The sequence below is a fragment of the Alcanivorax sediminis genome (genome assembly GCF_009601165.1).
Classification (GTDB): Bacteria; Pseudomonadota; Gammaproteobacteria; order Pseudomonadales; family Alcanivoracaceae; genus Alcanivorax; species Alcanivorax sediminis.
Genome location: NZ_WIRE01000001.1, coordinates 2,142,314 through 2,157,281, shown reverse-complemented (window position 1 = coordinate 2,157,281; position 14,968 = coordinate 2,142,314). Strand labels below are relative to the sequence as shown.

Genomic DNA, 14,968 nt, shown 5'->3' with positions numbered 1-14,968 from the left:
AGGATCAGGGGAACGTCATAAGCACACGTAAATCCGGCGTCACCTGGCTGCTGTCCATATAGCCGATGTACACCTTGTCGCCCGCGCGCAGCAGCACCTTCATTTCAGACAGCCCACTGACCGCACGAGGCGGGGCCCCTTTTCCGGTGAAGATCATGCGCGCCCGGAAAGAGCGCATCTGCGCTGCGTGCTTGTGGAGCAGCCGGTAATAGAAATCATCCCTGATGGAACTCCCCTCTGGCATGTCGAGCAGCGCTACGCGGGTGCCATCCAACGCACGGATTTGCCCTTTGAAAAGGCGGCGTAAATCTTCGGTGGAGACATTATCGACAAGCGCATCCTTGCCGACCACAACGGCTAAATCTGCCCACAGGGGCTGGCCCATCAGCGTCGCAATGAGCAAAAATGTCAGCTTGAATCCTTTCATCGCCAACCTCCCTAGAACACCATTTGCGCAGCGATGCGAAACACCATGGGCGTTTCATCATCATCCGGCTGGCCACTGAACAAGGAACCTGTCTGGAAAGGCACCGTTGTCGGGCCGGGGAATATTACCGAGCCGGCCTGGCTGGCATCCCCCAGATCGTAATAACGGGATACCTCGACCTTGACCGCCAGACTATCGGCCAAGTCGGTACGCACCCCGAAGGTCCAGCTTTTCTGGTGAGTGGCCTGGGTGTTGTAGAGGAAGGCGGCAGCCGGATCATCACTCACCTCGTTGTAGCCACGGTCTTCCACGGTGGCCCAGGTAAGATAGGGCGTCACCGCAGCAACCCGATACCCCAATGTGGTGTAGTACGCTTCATTGGAGGCTCCCCAATTATTGGTAAATGTCACTTCGGCACGTTCGGCCATGAATAAAAGGCTGCCGTTGTCGTACTGGAATCCGACACCATTGAAGTAAGCGTACTCGCCCTCCACGTCGTAGGGGGTCGGACCTCCGAACTGGCTGGAAAGATCCAGATTGGCTTCCGCCCCCGCATAGCTCAACCAGGTGGAAAGGTTGCCCCAGTTGGAGGCTAGATTGATGCCGACAATATCCCGCATGGAGAATTCCAGACCACCAAGATTGGCTTGCACAGCGCCATGGTAGCCATTGAGGCGATGGGCAATGCTGCCGGTATCAAACTGGTAGCTGACGTCCACACCGTCCATGGTGCGAACCGGCGCGAGGTTGTACACCTCTTGCGGCAGAGATACCCAGGGATAGGCGAACCCGACAGTGTAATACTGTGAGTGCATATACAGGGGGATAACCAGGCGACCACCACGAACCGTTAACGAGGGCGTCAATTGATACGCAAGGTAGGCCCACTCAGCATCCACGTCATAGTCTTCCTCCCCCTCCGCCAGCATCTGGATGGTGCCTGATAGTTGATCATTAACCCTGGCGGTAAGCTGAAGGCCCGCGGATGAAAGAGAGCGATAATCCACCTCCTGCCCGACACCACGGTAAGTCAGCTCGTTTCCTGCAGCGTCCTTGACGTTATTGGTAGCGACCGCCGCCACATTGATATAGCCGCTGACATTAAGATCAATGGATGAGATGGGGTTCTGTTCACTGAGGCGCGCGGACAGGGCCGCGATTTTCGCATCCTGCTCCGCCAGACGGAGCTCAAGGTCTTCTTCGGCCGCCAGGGCTGGCAGCCAAAGACTTCCCGCCATGGCAGCAACTGCCAGGGACATTGGCTTCATAAACACTCCTTGTTCTTTCATACAACCGGTTCCATCCGTTGTATGAAAACTATCCGTCAAAGCCCGGACAGGGACAAGAAAATGTGGTTGATTGGGATTGATTAGCGGATGAAGCGCACTTCGGCCAGGACAGGGGGCAAGCAGTGCCTGCCACTTTTGAGGCAGTCTTTATGTGGCCAGTTTCGCGACCGATGCAATACATCAAAGGAACACCGCCCAACTCAAACATGGACAACTGTTCACAATTGGTTTTACTCTCGGTAACGAAGCACTTTTTCCCAACAGGGGCTGACGCCACAACAAAGCGGAGGATGATCCACGCCAACCACACTGATAGGGCAACGATTATTACGTTCAGATGCGTTTCCGTACTGATTGCGTACACCCGTTGGAAAAGCCCGACTGATCAGGTGGATACTCAGACTTGAACTACTGCTCTCAGCACACTGGATCACCGCCAAGGGCTGACAGCCGAACGACATATCGACGCTACAAGAACCTCAAATAACGACAATGAACGAGGAAATGCTATGCGCCAACCCGTCCCAACGGAGCACAATACGACTCCGTCCATCTGGTCACGACTGAGCACCATTACTGACTATTTCGCCTGGCCCTTGCGCACCTCCCATTATCTTGAGCTGGTAAACCCTCTGTGGACCACCCACAAGATGCAGGCGCGAGTGGAGAAGGTCTGGGATGAAACCAGGGATGCTCGCACGATTACCCTGCGCCCGGGGTTGAACTGGCGAGGTCACCGGGCGGGTCAGCATGTGCGGGTCGGCATTCCCGCCAACGGCAAACATTACACACGCACCTATACGATTTCCTCACCGCCTGAACGAAACGATGACTGCTTCACCATCACGGTGAAGGCCATCGACAAGGGCACCATTTCCCATCACATTGTCCGCAACATCAAGGTGGGTGATTATCTGCCGATTGGCTTGCCGCAAGGCGATTTCTATCTGCCCGATGCCAATCCGATCCAGCCTCTGTTTATCACGGCCGGTAGCGGTATTACCCCGGCCTTCAGCATGATCAGCAGTCTGATTGCCCAGGAACGTCTCCCTGACACCTGCCACCTGCATTACTCGCCACATGAGTTTGATGTGGTACTGGGCAAGCAGCTGAAGGAGATGGATGCCAAACATTCCCGCTATCACCTCAATCTGCTCTATACCCGCGAGGGTAAGGACCAGCATTTCTCTGAAGCCCAACTCGCGGCGCTTTGCCCGGACTGGAAGGAACGTGACGTGTACGCCTGCGGCCCCCCTTCCCTGCTGGAAGCCATCGAAGCCTGTTTCGAGCAGGCCGGCTGCAGCCGCAACCTGCATATAGAACGCTTCCGCGCACCGTTCACGGAGATCCCCAAGGATGCCGTGGGCGGCAAGGTACGCTTTGCCCAGAGTGGCATCGATACCGAAGCCGACAGCGAAACCCCGCTATTGAAGGTGGCCGAGGATGCGGGGATGAACCCGCCCCATGGTTGCCGCATGGGGATCTGCCACACGTGCAACACCACGCTGGTGTCAGGCTGTGTTCGCGATCTGCGCACCGGGGAAGTGTTGAACGAGGCAGGCAGCATTGTGCAGACCTGTATTTGCGCCGCTGCCGGCGATTGCGAACTTGACTTGTAAGGGGCCCGAGATGAAGACACATAAGTTGCCGGTGAACCTGACCGATGAGCAAATTGAAGATTTTGGCCGCGAACTGGATGCCATTCGTGACGAAATTCTGGACTCCCGCGGCGAGCGGGACCGCGCCTACATTCTCAAGGTGATCAAGACACAGCGGAGCATGGCGCTCGGCGCACGGGTGCTGATCTATGCGTCCCTGTTCTTCCTGCCCGCCTGGGGACATGCCCTGGCGGTCTGGCCCGTGATGTTGACCCTGCTGGGGCTGGGCACCTTCATGCTGGGCATCGCCAAGATTCTGGAAAACATGGAAATTGCCCACAACGTGCTCCACGCACAATGGGACTGGATGAAAGACCCGGAGATTCAATCCAACATCTGGGAATGGGACACCATGAGCCCCTCCGACCGCTGGATGCATTCCCACAATGTAGTGCATCACACCTGGACCAATGTGCTGGAAAAGGACCTGGACGTAGGCTACGGCATCATGCGCGTAACCCCCATGCAAAGATGGAAACCGGCCTACTTGCTGCAGCCGGTGTATTTCATCCTGCTGATGCTGTTGTTTGAAGAAGGAGTGGCATTTCACGAGCAAGCCATTGATGACCACATTAAAGGCAAGAACAAATTCGCCGACTTCAAACCGCTGCTGAAGCGTATTGGCTACAAGATCTGGCGTCAGGTAGCAAAAGATTACATCGCCTGGCCGCTGGCCGCAGCGTTGGTGGCTATTCCGATTTCCTTCTTTGTGGATTTCTCACCGCTGGCGGTGTTCGGTATCGTGGCGGGCGCCAACGCCATCGCCAATGTGATCCGCAACATCTGGGCGTTCATGATCATTTTCTGCGGCCACTTCCCTGCGGGAGTGCATAACTTCACCCTGGAGCAGGTGGAAGGCGAGACTCGTGCCCGCTGGTACCTGCGTCAACTGCTTGGTTCCTGCAACATCGAGGGCGGCAAACTGTTTCATGTGCTGTCCGGCAACCTGTCCCACCAGATTGAGCACCACCTGTTTCCGGACATGTGCAGCAACCGTTACAAGGAAGCCTCTCCCCGTGTACGGGCGCTGGCCGACCGCTACGGCCTGCCCTACAACAGCGCCTCCTTGTTCAGGCAGTTCGGCACTACCTGGCTTAAGAATATCCGCCTTGCCTTCCCAGGCGGAGGCGAGCCCTATCAGCGCAACCCCAGTCAGGCCACCTCCTCCTGACACACCACGCGGCCTTCGGGCCGCGTTTTTTTTGCCTGTTTCTCGGCTGCATCAAGCTTCACACGAGACGCTGCATGCGAAACTTTTTAGGGTGTTGAAACTGCGTGACCCCAAGGCCAGCCGGATACCAGATTGAAAGGTCTTGTTTGTTCAGCAAGCTGAATCTCCCACAACGACATTGCCTGCTTGCGAGGCATTGGGATAATGATTGTTTTGTGGGAAATCCAGCTTGCCTGGATGAATGCAGCCCTTCCCGTTCGCACTGCGGATGCATCACCAATTGCTTGAAAAAAGACTCAGAAATACACCTGCCAACGCAGAGTCAGGCTGGCGGGGATAGCGCCGAATTCCGAATGGCCGGCGCCGCTGCTGTTGATGCCTTTGCCACCGCCGGTGGCCAGTGACAGCAGCAGTTCGGATTCGTTGCTGACGGAATAATGCAGATTGATTTGATGGAGAAACGATGCATGCAGCTCTCCTTCTTCATCCTCCAGCCCGCTGGTGAGCAAGAGGTAACTACCACGCCATAATGGGGAGAGTTCCCTTTCCAGCGCCAGACCGAGCACATTGCGGGCCAGCTGTTGTTTGAGAGTGAACGGGATGAACGGATCGGTTTGAAAGCTGAGTAGTTCGCCTTCTGTACTGGCGCCCGTTGACTGGTAATACCATTCGGCCACCGCCACCCACTCGCTGGCAAAACGATAGTCCACGCCGGCAACAGCAAACACCGGCGTTTCATCGGCTTCTTCCAGATCATAGACCGATGTTTCCAGCCGCCAGCCCATACCGCCAATCGCACTTTCCCAACCTGCGCCAAAAATCTGGTCACGATTCACCGAGGCAGCCAGCAACAGCAGCTCGGATTGCTCCCCCACCTGGCCACGATAATAGGCTGCTCCGCTTGCAGCATGGTCACTGTGTTCCGGCGCCGCCACGGCAGCAAAGGCAAGAGAGGAAAAATCCGCTGGCCAGGTTTCCACCTGCAGGGCATCCACCCCGGGTTTGAATTCGGTGTCCAGATCCGTGGGGGCAAAGGCCCCGAACACATTGAGCGGTTGCCACAGCCGGCCCGTGCCCCAATCGATGGCCTGACGACCTGCAGTGACGGCAAACACCTCCGTCATATAGCGCCATGACAATCGATCAATCTCGTGCCCGGCACGGGTTTGCCGATCCGCTGCGGTTTCATTGACCCAGTCACTGGACAGGTCGCGCCAGCGAAATTGATTTATTGAGGCATCATTGAACGACACCTTTTCCTGACGCAACCGCACCAGCCGCAAGTGCGCAGAAAAATCACCGAAGTCGGTCACCGGATCGGCCATCAGCCGGGCCGTCTGCTGATCTGCGCTGAGGGTACGGTTATCTTCATCCACATAACCAATGTCACCCGGTTGTGCATAGCCGGTAGTGCCCGTGAGGGATAGTCGCGCAGTAAAGGGCGCGGCCTGCGCCAACGGCACTGCACACAACAGCAGGCAGGTCAGCCCCGCGCGAACAGGGCGGAGAGCAGAATTACACGGCGTTCGCATCCGCTATCACCCGATCCATTTCCACCTTGCCGTCACGCAGCTGAATGATACGCTCTGCCCGCTCCATGACCCGCGGATCATGAGTGGAGAAAAGGAAGGTGGTTTTCTCCTCGTGGGAAAGCTTGTGCATGATGTCCAGCAAGGCTGTCGCGTTGTCGGAATCCAGATTCGCGGTGGGCTCATCTGCCAGCACCAGCCGCGGCCCGCTGGCCAACGCTCGCGCCACTGCCACCCGTTGTTGCTGACCGCCGCTGAGTGCGGAGGGACGCCGGTCCATGACCTTGCCCAGTCCCACCAGATCCAGATAATGGCGCGCTCGCTCCCGACGCTCTGATTCAGCGCGCCCCTGCAGCACCATGATCAGCTCCACGTTTTCCAGCGCGCTGAGTACCGGCACCAGATTGTAGGCCTGGAACACGAAGCCCAACTGGAACAGTCTGAAATCCGACAGCTGCGATTCATTCAGGGCGGTCACGTCGGTGCCATTGAGATGCACCTTGCCGCTGGTGGGACTGTCCAGCCCGCCAATGATGTTCAGCAACGTAGTTTTACCTGACCCGGAGGGCCCAACCAGCGCCGCGAACTCCCCTTCCGAGACATCCAGACTGATATCGGTCAGCGCATGGACTTCGATATCGCCCTGGCGAAAAGTCTTGCTGATATTTTCCAGTCGGACCAGCGTCATGGTGTGTGTCCTTTTCCATTAATCCCCATTATCAAGTCCTCAGTGCTGCGACTGGCGTGACTCTGGCCGCTTTGATGGCCGGATAAATGCCGGTGGTAAGTGTGGTCAGGAATACGATCAGGGTAAGTTGCAGCACGCGGGCCTGTGACAGCTCCGTACGCACTACCGGATCCATGAAGGTGCCCGCTACAGCGGTGCTGTCACCGAGCACCCCGGTGAGATCCAGACCATGCTGGGAGAACCACAGGTGCACCAGCCCACCCAGCGTCCAGCCTATCCCCACTGCCAATACGCTCAGCAAGGTGGCTTCCAGAAAGACCATCAACAGTAGATGGGAACGACTGAGCCCGAGTGCGCGGAGCAATCCGAATTCCCGGGTGCGTTCCAAGACACTCATCAGCACCGTATTGACGATGCCAAACACGATCAGCACCAGAATGACCGCGAGAAACACATAGGCACCGGCGCTATCCAGGACTATGAACTGCACCAGCTGCGGCATCATCTGCTGCCAGTCCAGCACCACAACAGATGATGTTGGCAGCTCCCCGTCGATGCGCCTTTTCCAGTCTGCCAGCGACTCGGGATCATCCAGAGAGACGGCAAGGCGAGTCAAAGGCTGGCGGTTAATATCGGCGCCTTCCGCCACCAGAAAATGCCGGGCCAGCTGCACGTTGCTGATCACCAGAAAGTTATCCAGCTCGTCCATGCTGGAGTCAAAGATCGCCCGCACCCGGCCAAGCTGGGCCTCGGAATCGCCACCCCGCTTGCCCGCCATCAGCACGATCTTGCCGCCCACTTTCACCTTGAGCTTGCGGGCCATGCCTTCGCCAATGACCACCCCTCTTTCGTCATCGGCTTGCAGCCATTCACCCTTGATGACAAAGGGCTGCAGCATCTGTGCTCGCTGATCGCTGGACGCCATCCCTTCCAGCCCTGCGCCCACGGAGTTGTAGGGGGAGCTGACCAGCACCCGCAGGGAAATGCGTGCATCCACTTGTCCCGGCAGATTCAGCGCCAACAATTGCTCGCGCAGCGCTGCGCCATCAGCCAGATATTTGTCATTGGCAGGGGCTTCCAGGTACCCCTTCGGTTGCACGGTGATATAACCCTCCCCCAGCTTGATGGCATTGCGGATCATGGCATTGTGCGAACCATCGTTGAGGCCGATGAAGAACACCGCCAGCACAAAGCCGATCCCAATGGAGCTCAGGGTGATCAGGGTCCGCTTCGGATGACACCAGAGATTGCGCCAGGTAAGACGCAGCAGCAGGGCCGGATGCAGACGGGCATGGCGCTTGAGTTCACTCATCGCATGGCCTCCACCGGTTTCAGGCGAATGCTGCGCCAGGACGGTATCAGTGAGGCCAGCAGCGCCACAATGATCATCATGACGCTGGCATAGAGCACGTGCGTTGGCTCCAGATAGCCTTTCATGACCGGCTCAAAAATGAGCCCGCCCCAATCATAGCCATCCGGCATCATGTCGCTGAAGTCAATGCCGGTCTCTTCCATGCGCAGGCCCAGCCAGCTACCCAGCAAGGCACCTATAACCGCAGACAGCAACGAGAGGCACAGTGCTTCCAGCAACACCATCACCAGTATCCAGACCTTTTTCATGCCGATGGCCATGAGGATACCGAACTCGCGGGTGCGTTCGTGGACGGCCATCAGCATGGTATTGAGCATACCCAGTGATGCCAGCGCCACAATGATCAGGCCGATGATCAGCGTCATGCTGCTGCTCACTGCCAGCATCTCCGACACAGCGGGATTCAGTTCTTTCCAGGTACGTACTTCGATGGGGCCGCCCCACTCGTCCAGCGGGTTCTGCTTCGCCAGTTCCGTCAGGCGAGCTTGCAGTGCCAGCCTGGTCGTTTCCAGCTGATCCAGATTGTCCATCAGGATAGCCAGCTCGTGGAAACCGTCTTCGAGGAACATCAATTGCTGGTAGGCCTCACGGGACATGACCACACCCATGCGGTCAAAATTCAGTTCCATTGGCGTGAGAACTGCTGTCACCACAAAAAGGGCGTTGCCGATGCTGCCATCGGCGGCCTGGGTGACCAGCACAAGCTCATCGCCAGGCGCTATTCGCATGTTCCTGGCCAGCTGTGTCCCTACGGCAATGCCGTAGCGTGCGATCCCCTGAGGCGTTTGGTCTATGATGCCCAGATCCACTTCGCCCTGACGCACCTGACGCAACATACGCGTTACCGCCAGCTCCCGCTCGGCATCCACACCACGAATCATGACCCCGGTGGACGTGTCAGCGGTACTGGCCAGCCCGGCCGCATAGAGTCGTGGTGCCACCTTCAAATTCGGGAAGTCCGCTTCTATATCTTCCAGCCATGGCCAGGGAAGAGTCGCGTAAAGATCCTGATCATCGGCAAACGCCTGGCGGTGCACTTGAATGTGGCCGGTGGACACTTCCGTGGCGTACACCACCATCTGCCGGGTCATCCCGGTCATCAATGAAGCGTTGAAAATCACCATGGCCAGACCACCAGACAAGGCACACACGGTGAGCAGCGAGCGCACGGGGTAACGCCAGAGGTTGCGCCAGGCCATGAACAGAAAGATCCGCAGCCGTGAGCCGGACAAATCCTGGCTTCGGTGCGACAGCCGGCTCATGGCGATATTTGTCCGCGCTTGAGGGTTTTCAGGGAGAAGAAGTCGTCGTCCAGCGGCACATCGAAGACGATGTCATGGTAGGTGATGACGGTGGATTCATCGGGTTTGTCTTCCGGCTGCAGTGACATGCGCATGGGCACGGTTCGCGCGTCGCGCTGCTGCCACTGATCGAACACCATGGTGCGGATCAGGGTGCCCTCCTCGTCGTAGTACCAGGCCTGATACGGCGCGAGTTCTTGCTGATCGATGGTCATCACCACCTTGCCCCACACCACTGCCGCATCCGGCTTGGGTATGGAGGTGATCTCGATAATGGGTTTCCCGTCGCGCTCGCCCTCAAAGGAAATCCTGGAGTCGTAGTCGTCCTCGAAGGTACTTTCCTTGACCAGATCATCGTTGGTGAAATGGCTGCCCATCCAGGAGCCGGACATCATGCTCGATGGCACTTTGGTGACACGGTTGATCTTGGGAAGATAATTCCAGATGTTCTGTTCCACCTTTAGGGTGGCCACGCCCTTGTCCTTCACCGGCGCCTTGATGACGATCAGCGAATAATCCTTGCCCCTGGACCAGGCCTGCATGGTCATGGCCCGCTCATAACGGCGGGTCGTCACGGTCATGGTCATGGACGCCTGGGAAGTGTTGCCACGCCACAGGCCATCAATATGGCGCATCAATTCATCGGCATCCCACGCTTGCGCCATGGCGGGCAACAGCAACGCGAGCAAGCCGAAAAAAGTAAAAAACCGAAAAGGTGCGTTTGTGTCTCTCATTGCCCCTCCCTGGATGCGTTTCAAGACCTTATCACTATGCCAAACACCGTCCCTGACCGGTATCAATGATCCGCACGGTTAAACCGCAATCATGGCAGCCAGGGCACCATGACTGACAGCACCAGGGCCGCAATCACATTCAATATAACCCCGGCCCGGATCATGGTCTTCTGTGGCACGTGGCCGCTGCCATACACCATCGCATTGGGGGGCGTGGCCACCGGCAGCATGAACGCACAACTGGCGCCGAAGGCTACCAGCAGGGCAACGGCAACAGGATCCGCACCCACAGTGGCCCCCACTGGCATCAGAAGCGGCACCAGCAAGGCAGCACTGGCCGTATTACTGGCCACCTCGGTCAGGAAAATAATGAAAGTGCCGAGAATCAGGTAGACCAACCACGGGTGGCCTTCTGGCAAAATGCCGCTCATACCCTCTGCCAGCCAGGCACTGGCGCCAGAGCTCTGCAGCAAGGTAGAGAGCGTAATGCCACCGCCAAACAACAGCAGCACCCCCCAGTTGGCGTGCTGCTCCACCTGGGCCCAGGTCACACAGCGGGTAACACCCAACAGCACGATGGCCAGCACAGCCACCCAGGTATCAAACCCCTTTTCGATGGCCAGTACGTCGGCCAACGGCGCACCCAACACCCACAGCATCACAGTGAGCAGGAAAATAGCCAGTGTCATACGGGCACCCAGCGTGGAGGGAAAGGCTACCCGGGACAGGGTGTCCACCCGCGGCAGGTTTGCCTCCGGTCGACAGATGAAGAACAGCACCAGCAGCGCGATCGGGAACAACACCAAAAAGACAGGGACACCCGCTGCCAGCCACTCGTTGAACGACCACTCAAGCGCTGCTGCCGCAATGGCATTGGGTGGACTTCCCACCAGTGTGGCCATGCCGCCGATGTTGGCGGACCAGGCCAGCGCCAGCAGTAGAAACACCCGATAACGCGGATACTGGTCTGCCAGGGGGGCGGACATGCCAAGGGCTATCGGCAGCAGCATGGCCGTGGTCGCTGTATTGCTGATCCACATGGACAGCAAGGCGGTAGTAAGCGACAACAGCAGTACTGCCGGTAGCGCCCTTCCCCCGGCCAGCAACAAGAGTTTCTGGGCCAGCCAACGATCGATGCCGTGCTCGCCTAACGCAGCGGCCAACGCAAATCCCCCGAGGAACAGCGCAACGACCGGATGGGCGAAACCTGCCAGTGCGGCATTGATATTGGACAACCCCAGCGCCACGCCCAGCACCGGCACCATCAGGGCGGTGAAGGTCAGCGGCAAGGCTTCCGTCAGCCACAACAGACCGATCAGCACCAGCAGGGCAAAGCCAACCCCGGTAGCCGGCGCTTCCGGAAGTGTGTAAGCCAGCGCGGCTGCCAGCACCGACCCCGCGATCAAACCCAGTCGCATCATCATTAGCGATCACGTCCCTGTTGTGTGGTCAGATGAACTGGCGCCGGTAATCCAGCGGTGTCATTCCTGTCCAGCGAATAAAACTCCGTGTAAAGGCACTGTGTTCTGAATACCCGACGAGCAGTGCAATATCTACCAGCCCCAGACGCGTCTCACGCAAATAGCGCTCGGCAATTTCCCGGCGTACCGCCGCCAGTTCCTTGAGGAAACTGGTCTCCGCGTCAGACAGCTGCCGCTGCAGGGTTCGCACTGACACGCCCATGGCGTTGGCGACGGAGGCTATATCGGGGTTGTGATCCTGCAGAATCCTGCCGATGCGCCGGCGCACCTCATCCACCAGCGGCGATTCGCTGGGCAACTGTGCCAGCAGCGAATCCGCCTGCTCTTCCAGCATGGTGAGCATGGCGGGATCCGCCGTATGCAACGGCTGCATCAGAGTCGCCATGTCCAGCCGAATCACGGTTTCCGGCTGATCAAATTTCACCGGGCATCCGAAGTATTCCTCGTAGGGAGAAAGGTCATCGGGCCATGGGTTGATAAAGGCTACACACTGGGGAGTCAGATCGGTTGTAGTCAACCTTCGGCAGAGATGGACGATCACAGTAATGGCCGTTTCATCCACAAGCGGTCCGGGCCGGCCATGTTCCGCGTCCCAGACCAGCTCAATACTGCTACCAATGGCACGGACTTCCAGTGGTGTGACGTCATAGATCAAACGCTGGTAGCGATGCAGGCGATCCAGCGCCTCACCCAGATTCTGCGATGCCATCACCACATAGCCCAGAACCCCAATATGCCGTGGGCCGAGGGTCTGCCCCAGATTGAGGCCGAGGCGCGGATCCTGCAGATGATCGCCCGCGCATTCGAGCAGCTCGCGCCAATCCTCGATGGGAATATCCGCATTAAGAGGGCTATCCGCTCGCGGCCGCGGCAGTCTCAACAACGCCTCACTGTCGATGCCTTTGTGATCCAGATACTCATACAGTGCCAGTACAAAGCTGGCCGGTATCCGGCGGCGGGGGGCCGCTTTGGGGGGCGACAGGGAGACGGGCATGACGCGCTCTGTTGAATGGCCAATTTGGCGTAAAGTGTTAAATTTGGTGGCAGTCACTGTCAAGTCAGGCAGATTGTAAGCCGCCATACTGCCGGGCCAGCTGACACTGCGTTTTCATCTGACAGAACAAACCGTTACTGGTCGCGGGTGCAGGCAAGACTGCATCATGGACACCGAAACGTTTCTGCCGCGCAGTCTGGTTTTACGTATCAGGGAGAAAATAATGACAACGTTCAAACAGATCACCGATTTCGACGGTTCCCGCGACGCTCATGGGCAACAAAGCCGGGTAGAAGATACCCGCGCCGCCGCCGGCGATTTCCGCAAGGCCATGCTGGCTGGCCCCAAGGCCCGCTACTTCCGCTCCTTCGATCTGGTGCGTGTCCCCTACCCATCCCGTTATGGTCTGCGTAATGCCTTCTCCCGCGAAAGGTGGGTGGAGTTCATCCATCTTCAGAATCGCCTGTTTGTGGTTCAGTTTGATACTCCAGAAGGGACCAAGACCTTGCTGGTCTCCCCCTCCGACCATGAGCGAGGTGGCGAGACGCCTTTCTTCCGACGCCTGCAGGACAAGAACCCTGAGGTGCTGTCCAATCTGATCGTGAAGCGTCAGACCACCGTCCCGGAGATCATTGCCTCCATCGGACTCAAGCCGGAGGACATTGACTACATCACCTATGATCACCTGCACACTCAGGACGTGCGCCGCTGGCTGGGTACCAACATGGAACCGGCCCTGTTCCCGAATGCCAAACTGTTGGTGCACTGGCGTGAGTGGGAATCCACCCTGGATCTGAACCCCTATCAGGCAGACTGGTATTGCCCCAATGGCATTGCCGGCATCCCTGACGACAAGGTTATCAAGTTCGACGGTTCCATCATGCTTGGCGATGGCGTGGCGCTGGTACACACACCTGGCCACACCGAAGGCAACCACTCCATTGTGGTTCATACCGATGAAGGCCTCTGGGTGACCAGTGAGAACGGTGTGAGCGTGGATGCCTACGCGCCGGAACTGTCCACTGCCAGTGGTGTAGCGGACTACGCCAAGACCCTGGGAACGGAAGTGATCATCAACGGCAACACCCTGGAAAACTCTGTAGATCAGTACATTTCCATGGTGCAGGAAAAGACCATTGCCGGCCCATCAAAACGGGATCCACGCTTCCCCAACGTATTCCCGTCTTCGGAGATGACACCGTTCTGGGCGTTCCCTGGCACCAAGCCCGCTTTCTATGTGGGTGAAGCCCATCACGGCCAGCTGAAACTCCCTGACTGATCCGCAGACACATCAGGATTGCCCCGGGTTTTTGCATGCCTCATATTGAGGACCAAAACCCGGGGAATCATTCATGTCAGCATCAGCCATTCTCACCGGAGCTGTCCTGGTTCTGGTGGCGTTCATTCTGTGGCGCGAACATAAGAAGCAGGCTTCAACTTCCACACCTGGCAGGCAAGCAAAACGCCTTACCTTGACGGATGACGCTGCGGATCAATGGCTGAAGTCCCTTCCTGCACAACTTGAGCCACACCGCCTGCCGGTGGTGCGCATTACCCCCATTGCCGAGGCGCCGGCAACACCCCGGCAAAGCCGGTTTGGCGGCCACGCCTGGTGGCCTGAAGACTTGCCCTATCCCACTACCCCCGACGGTAAGCCGCTGCATCTGCTGGCGCAGCTGAACCTGGACGAAATGCCATCGCTGGAGGGCTATCCTGATACCGGGATGTTGCAGTTTTTCATTGCCAATGAAGACTTGATGGGATTGCAGTTTCCGTCTGCCGGTCAGGACATCGTTGCCGTCTGCACAGCCCCTTTGGGGTTTCGCGTGGTCTACCACCCAGAGGTGGCTCAGGAGCCGTCGCTGCTGCGACGTCATGACACCAGCGATGAAAACCAGGAAGTGTTTTTACCGGTGGACGGCTGCTATGCCCTGCGATTCGAGGCTGACAGCATGCTACCGGCGCCGACAGATCACCGTTTCGATGCGCTGGTGGAGGGAAGTCAGGATCTTCCCGATGAAACACTGGATGCGCTTTATGATCACTACAGCGCCGAGGGTTGCCACCTGGGTGGCTATGCCACCTTTACCCAGGACGATCCCCGTTACGGGCAAACGCCAGGCGACTGGCTGCTTCTGTTCCAGATGGACACTACCGAGGGAGAAGGGGTGCACATCATGTGGGGAGACAGCGGTGTGGGGAATTTTTTTATTCACAAAGATGATCTTGCCCGCCGGGATTTTTCACGGGTCTGGTACAACTGGGATTGTTGTTAGGCGGCTCGACGTCCCAGGCCTGAAGCCCAACGCTCGCCCCCGGCGAAT

Annotated in this window: 13 protein-coding genes; 4 read left to right on the top strand and 9 right to left on the bottom strand. The window is 57.9% G+C overall.

What is annotated here, in order from left to right:
• Nucleotides 1–4 precede the first annotated feature (4 nt).
• Together GFN93_RS09840 and GFN93_RS09835 are read right to left on the bottom strand one after the other, a co-directional pair.
• Nucleotides 5–427, bottom strand: coding sequence for a type 2 periplasmic-binding domain-containing protein (locus GFN93_RS09840; RefSeq protein ID WP_153500930.1), 423 nt, complete (start codon nucleotides 425–427; stop codon nucleotides 5–7).
• An 11-nt stretch (nucleotides 428–438) separates the two neighbouring features.
• Nucleotides 439–1,695, bottom strand: coding sequence for an outer membrane protein (locus tag GFN93_RS09835; protein WP_153500929.1), 1,257 nt, complete (start codon nucleotides 1,693–1,695; stop codon nucleotides 439–441).
• A gap of 530 nt (nucleotides 1,696–2,225) precedes the next feature.
• Here GFN93_RS09835 and GFN93_RS09830 point away from each other — a divergent pair.
• Together GFN93_RS09830 and GFN93_RS09825 are read left to right on the top strand one after the other, a co-directional pair.
• On the top strand, nucleotides 2,226–3,335 hold the full coding sequence (locus tag GFN93_RS09830; RefSeq protein WP_153500928.1) for a ferredoxin reductase: 1,110 nt from the start codon (nucleotides 2,226–2,228) through the stop codon (nucleotides 3,333–3,335).
• A 10-nt stretch (nucleotides 3,336–3,345) separates the two neighbouring features.
• Nucleotides 3,346–4,545, top strand: coding sequence for a fatty acid desaturase family protein (locus GFN93_RS09825; RefSeq protein WP_153500927.1), 1,200 nt, complete (start codon nucleotides 3,346–3,348; stop codon nucleotides 4,543–4,545).
• Nucleotides 4,546–4,841: 296 nt separating this feature from the next.
• Here the strand turns inward: GFN93_RS09825 and GFN93_RS09820 are convergent, their stop codons facing one another.
• From GFN93_RS09820 to GFN93_RS09790, 7 genes are all read right to left on the bottom strand, one after another.
• Nucleotides 4,842–6,077 (bottom strand): hypothetical protein, encoded by a 1,236-nt coding sequence (locus tag GFN93_RS09820; protein WP_153500926.1) that lies wholly within the window; start codon nucleotides 6,075–6,077, stop codon nucleotides 4,842–4,844.
• Entirely contained in the window at nucleotides 6,061–6,762 is a 702-nt protein-coding gene (locus tag GFN93_RS09815; RefSeq protein WP_153500925.1) for an ABC transporter ATP-binding protein, read from the bottom strand. Before GFN93_RS09815 ends, GFN93_RS09820 begins: the two co-directional genes overlap by 17 nt.
• Nucleotides 6,763–6,793: 31 nt before the next feature.
• On the bottom strand, nucleotides 6,794–8,074 hold the full coding sequence (locus tag GFN93_RS09810) for an ABC transporter permease (protein ID WP_153500924.1): 1,281 nt from the start codon (nucleotides 8,072–8,074) through the stop codon (nucleotides 6,794–6,796).
• On the bottom strand, nucleotides 8,071–9,396 hold the full coding sequence (locus tag GFN93_RS09805) for an ABC transporter permease (protein ID WP_153500923.1): 1,326 nt from the start codon (nucleotides 9,394–9,396) through the stop codon (nucleotides 8,071–8,073). Before GFN93_RS09805 ends, GFN93_RS09810 begins: the two co-directional genes overlap by 4 nt.
• On the bottom strand, nucleotides 9,393–10,169 hold the full coding sequence (locus tag GFN93_RS09800) for an outer membrane lipoprotein-sorting protein (RefSeq protein ID WP_153500922.1): 777 nt from the start codon (nucleotides 10,167–10,169) through the stop codon (nucleotides 9,393–9,395). Before GFN93_RS09800 ends, GFN93_RS09805 begins: the two co-directional genes overlap by 4 nt.
• Nucleotides 10,170–10,258: 89 nt before the next feature.
• On the bottom strand, nucleotides 10,259–11,593 hold the full coding sequence (locus tag GFN93_RS09795) for an SLC13 family permease (protein ID WP_153500921.1): 1,335 nt from the start codon (nucleotides 11,591–11,593) through the stop codon (nucleotides 10,259–10,261).
• Between the two features lie 25 nt (nucleotides 11,594–11,618).
• A complete protein-coding gene (locus GFN93_RS09790) occupies nucleotides 11,619–12,644 on the bottom strand; it encodes an AraC family transcriptional regulator (protein ID WP_194285782.1) in 1,026 nt (341 codons plus the stop codon).
• 223 nt (nucleotides 12,645–12,867) lie between these two features.
• On the opposite strand from GFN93_RS09790, the gene GFN93_RS09785 reads away from it, so the two are divergent.
• Both GFN93_RS09785 and GFN93_RS09780 read left to right on the top strand, forming a co-directional pair.
• Nucleotides 12,868–13,923: an MBL fold metallo-hydrolase gene (locus GFN93_RS09785; RefSeq protein WP_153500919.1), complete on the top strand. Its 1,056-nt coding sequence runs from the start codon at nucleotides 12,868–12,870 to the stop codon at nucleotides 13,921–13,923.
• 73 nt (nucleotides 13,924–13,996) lie between these two features.
• Complete coding sequence (locus tag GFN93_RS09780) at nucleotides 13,997–14,920, top strand: YwqG family protein (protein ID WP_153500918.1); 924 nt, start codon at nucleotides 13,997–13,999, stop codon at nucleotides 14,918–14,920.
• Nucleotides 14,921–14,968 lie beyond the last annotated feature (48 nt).

What these genes read in the sequence shown, in the direction of transcription:
- GFN93_RS09840 (WP_153500930.1), bottom strand. Translation starts at nt 427, where the DNA reads ATGAAAGGATTCAAGCTGACATTTTTGCTCATTGCGACGCTGATGGGC.
- GFN93_RS09835 (WP_153500929.1), bottom strand. Translation starts at nt 1,695, where the DNA reads ATGAAGCCAATGTCCCTGGCAGTTGCTGCCATGGCGGGAAGTCTTTGG.
- GFN93_RS09830 (WP_153500928.1), top strand. Translation starts at nt 2,226, where the DNA reads ATGCGCCAACCCGTCCCAACGGAGCACAATACGACTCCGTCCATCTGG.
- GFN93_RS09825 (WP_153500927.1), top strand. Translation starts at nt 3,346, where the DNA reads ATGAAGACACATAAGTTGCCGGTGAACCTGACCGATGAGCAAATTGAA.
- GFN93_RS09820 (WP_153500926.1), bottom strand. Translation starts at nt 6,077, where the DNA reads ATGCGAACGCCGTGTAATTCTGCTCTCCGCCCTGTTCGCGCGGGGCTG.
- GFN93_RS09815 (WP_153500925.1), bottom strand. Translation starts at nt 6,762, where the DNA reads ATGACGCTGGTCCGACTGGAAAATATCAGCAAGACTTTTCGCCAGGGC.
- GFN93_RS09810 (WP_153500924.1), bottom strand. Translation starts at nt 8,074, where the DNA reads ATGAGTGAACTCAAGCGCCATGCCCGTCTGCATCCGGCCCTGCTGCTG.
- GFN93_RS09805 (WP_153500923.1), bottom strand. Translation starts at nt 9,396, where the DNA reads ATGAGCCGGCTGTCGCACCGAAGCCAGGATTTGTCCGGCTCACGGCTG.
- GFN93_RS09800 (WP_153500922.1), bottom strand. Translation starts at nt 10,169, where the DNA reads ATGAGAGACACAAACGCACCTTTTCGGTTTTTTACTTTTTTCGGCTTG.
- GFN93_RS09795 (WP_153500921.1), bottom strand. Translation starts at nt 11,593, where the DNA reads ATGATGATGCGACTGGGTTTGATCGCGGGGTCGGTGCTGGCAGCCGCG.
- GFN93_RS09790 (WP_194285782.1), bottom strand. Translation starts at nt 12,644, where the DNA reads ATGCCCGTCTCCCTGTCGCCCCCCAAAGCGGCCCCCCGCCGCCGGATA.
- GFN93_RS09785 (WP_153500919.1), top strand. Translation starts at nt 12,868, where the DNA reads ATGACAACGTTCAAACAGATCACCGATTTCGACGGTTCCCGCGACGCT.
- GFN93_RS09780 (WP_153500918.1), top strand. Translation starts at nt 13,997, where the DNA reads ATGTCAGCATCAGCCATTCTCACCGGAGCTGTCCTGGTTCTGGTGGCG.